Raw genomic sequence first — 2,677 nt, 5'->3', positions numbered from 1 at the left:
CCCCGCCGGCGCCGGCAGCTCGCGCTCCGCCAGCACCACGGGCGGCGCGGCGACCAGCCCGGCCACGCGCTCCAGCGCGAAGCGTCCGCGCTTCGTGTCCACCGCCGCCCAGACCTCGCGCCCGGCCAGCGCCTCCGGCAGCGCCGCCGCCAGCGCCTCCCCGGTCGTCACGCCGACCACGGGCACGCCGAGCCCGAGCGCGATCCCCTCCGCCAGCGCGATCGCCGTGCGCAGCCCGGTGAAGCCGCCCGGCCCCACCACCACCGCCACGGCGTCGAGCGTCCCCGCCTCGCGCAGGATTTCCTCGGCCATCGGCGGCAGCGCCGTTGGCTGGATGCGCTCGCCGGCCTGCGCGCGCGCCGCCACCACCGCCCCGTCCACCCAGAGGGCGGCCGAGGCGCGGGCCAACGATCCGTCGAGCGAAAGGATGCGCATGGCGCAGCTTTATTCCCTCTCCCGCCCGGCGCGCTATGCTCCCCGCCCCGATCCAGGATCCAGGCACCCATGAACGAGATCCGCGTCCCGCGCCCGAACAACCTCGACGCGTTCTGGATGCCCTACTCCGACAACAAGTACTTCAAGGGCACGCCGCGCCTGCTCGCCCGTGCCGAGGGCATGTCCTACTTCACGCCGGAGGGGAAGGAGATCCTCGACGGCACCGCCGGCCTCTGGTGCTGCAACGCCGGCCATGGCCGCCGCGAGATCACGGAAGCCATCCAGAAGCAGGCCGCCGTGATGGATTTCGCGCCGACCTTCCAGCTCGGCCACCCCATCGCCTTCGAGGCCGCGGCGCGCGTCGCCGACATCACCCCCGACGGCATGGACCGCGTGTTCTTCGTGAACTCCGGGTCGGAGGCCGCGGACACCGCGCTCAAGATCGCGCTCGCCTATCACCGCGCGCGCGGCCAGGCGCAGCGCGTGCGGCTGGTGGGGCGGGAGCGTGGCTACCACGGCGTCGGCTTCGGCGGCATGTCGGTGGGTGGCATCGGCGGCAACCGCAAGCAGTTCGGCGCGCACCTGCCCTATGTGGACCACCTGCCGCACACGCATCTGCCGCACGAGAACCGCTTCTGCCGCGGCCAGCCGCCGCATGGCGCGCATCTCGCCGACGCGCTCGAGAATCTCGTCGCCCTGCACGGCGACACCATCGCCGCGGTGATGGTCGAGCCGGTTGCCGGCAGCACCGGCGTCCTCGTCCCGCCCGTCGATTACCTCCAGCGCCTGCGGAACATCTGCACCAAGCACGGCATCCTGCTGATCTTCGACGAGGTCATCACCGGCTTCGGCCGCCTCGGCACCAATTTCGGCGCCGAGCGCCTCGGCGTCGTCCCCGACATCATGACCATGGCGAAGGGCCTGACCAACGCCGCCGTGCCGATGGGCGCCGTCGCCACCAGCACGGAGGTCTACGACACCATCGTCAACGGCGTCCCCGCGGGCATCGAGCTGTTCCACGGCTACACCTATTCCGGCCATCCGCTGGCGTCCGCCGCCGCCATCGCGACGCTGGAACTCCACCGCGCCGAGGACCTGCCCGGCCGCGCCGCCGCCATCGAGCCCTATTGGCAGGACGCCGCGCATGCGATGCGCGACGTGCCCGGCGTGGTGGATGTGCGCGACATCGGCCTGATCGCCGGCATCGAGCTGGAGCCCCGCGCCGGCGCGCCCACCGCGCGCGCCATGGAGGTGTTCCGCTGGTGCTTCGACCATGGCGTGCTGGTGCGCGTGACCGGCGACATCGTCGCCGTCTCGCCGCCCCTGATCATCGAGAAGCCGCATGTGGACCGCCTGTTCGGCACGCTGGCGGACGCGATCCGCGCGGTCCCTGCCTGACCCGGCCGGCGCGTGCGCGGAGCGGCGGAATGACCCGGCCACCGCCACCGCCACCGCGCCCGCCGACCCATGAGGAGATGCGGATCGCCGCGCGACGCGACCGCCGCATCCTCCTCGCCGGCTTCGGCGGCATCGCCGCGACCCTGGGCGGGCTCGCGGTCGGGATCCCGCTGCTGTTCCCCGATGCGCAGCCGCCCGCCCGCTTCTCGAACTACCGCGTCGTCCCGCCGCTGCTCCGCGCACGCCTGGAGCTCCGCCAGCCCTACGGCCGGGAAGCCGACCGGCGCGGCACGCCGCCCGGCGACCTGCCGGCCGAGGAGGCGCTGTTCGCCCTCGTCCGCGCCGACATGCGCTTCCTCGGCGCGCCGGAGGACGGGCCGCCGCCCTTCGAGATGCTCGAGCTCCGACCCTACATCGCCGACGACATCTGGCCTGCCGGCTCGCGGCGCATCGCGGTCGTCGAGCCGGGCGGCGCCCCGGATGCCCGGCTGATCGCCGCGCAGGGCGACACCGTCTGGGTCTGGGCGGACCAGCTGGTCGCGGCCGGGCCCGGCTGGATGGGACGCACCATGGACCAGGCGGAGCTGCAGCGCCTCAACCCCGAGCTCGGCCTCGACCGTCCCGGACTGCGCGACCGGCTCGGCCTGGCGGAGGCGCTGGTGCTGGACGCCTCTCCCACCGGCCGCGGCTGGGCCTTCGATCCCGCCACGCGCATCGCCCGTCCGCGCGACGAGCCGCGCACCGCGCCCTGGCCGCCGCTGCGCCCCGCGCTCGCGCCCGAGGGTCCGGTGACCGCGCCGGAGGGCCGGCTCGGCGACCTCTGGTTCGGTCTCCTGCCGGAGCG

3 protein-coding genes are annotated in these 2,677 nt (G+C 74.4%); 2 read left to right on the top strand and 1 reads right to left on the bottom strand.

Annotated elements, in window-relative coordinates:
• A partial coding sequence (tsaB, locus tag L2I40_RS21640) for a tRNA (adenosine(37)-N6)-threonylcarbamoyltransferase complex dimerization subunit type 1 TsaB (RefSeq protein ID WP_237217306.1) occupies positions 1–435 on the bottom strand: 435 nt, incomplete at its 3' end.
• 69 nt (positions 436–504) lie between these two features.
• Here tsaB and L2I40_RS21635 point away from each other — a divergent pair.
• Together L2I40_RS21635 and L2I40_RS21630 are read left to right on the top strand one after the other, a co-directional pair.
• Positions 505–1,833 carry an aspartate aminotransferase family protein gene (locus tag L2I40_RS21635; RefSeq protein ID WP_237217304.1) on the top strand — a complete coding sequence of 443 codons (1,329 nt, stop codon included), beginning with the start codon at positions 505–507 and terminating at the stop codon, positions 1,831–1,833.
• A 29-nt stretch (positions 1,834–1,862) separates the two neighbouring features.
• A partial coding sequence (locus L2I40_RS21630) for a hypothetical protein (protein ID WP_237217303.1) occupies positions 1,863–2,677 on the top strand: 815 nt, incomplete at its 3' end.

This window comes from Falsiroseomonas oryziterrae (genome assembly GCF_021864505.1).
Lineage (GTDB): Bacteria > Pseudomonadota > Alphaproteobacteria > Acetobacterales > Acetobacteraceae > Falsiroseomonas > Falsiroseomonas oryziterrae.
Note: the sequence above shows the minus strand (reverse complement) of the source record. Positions and strands in the feature narration are given on the sequence as shown.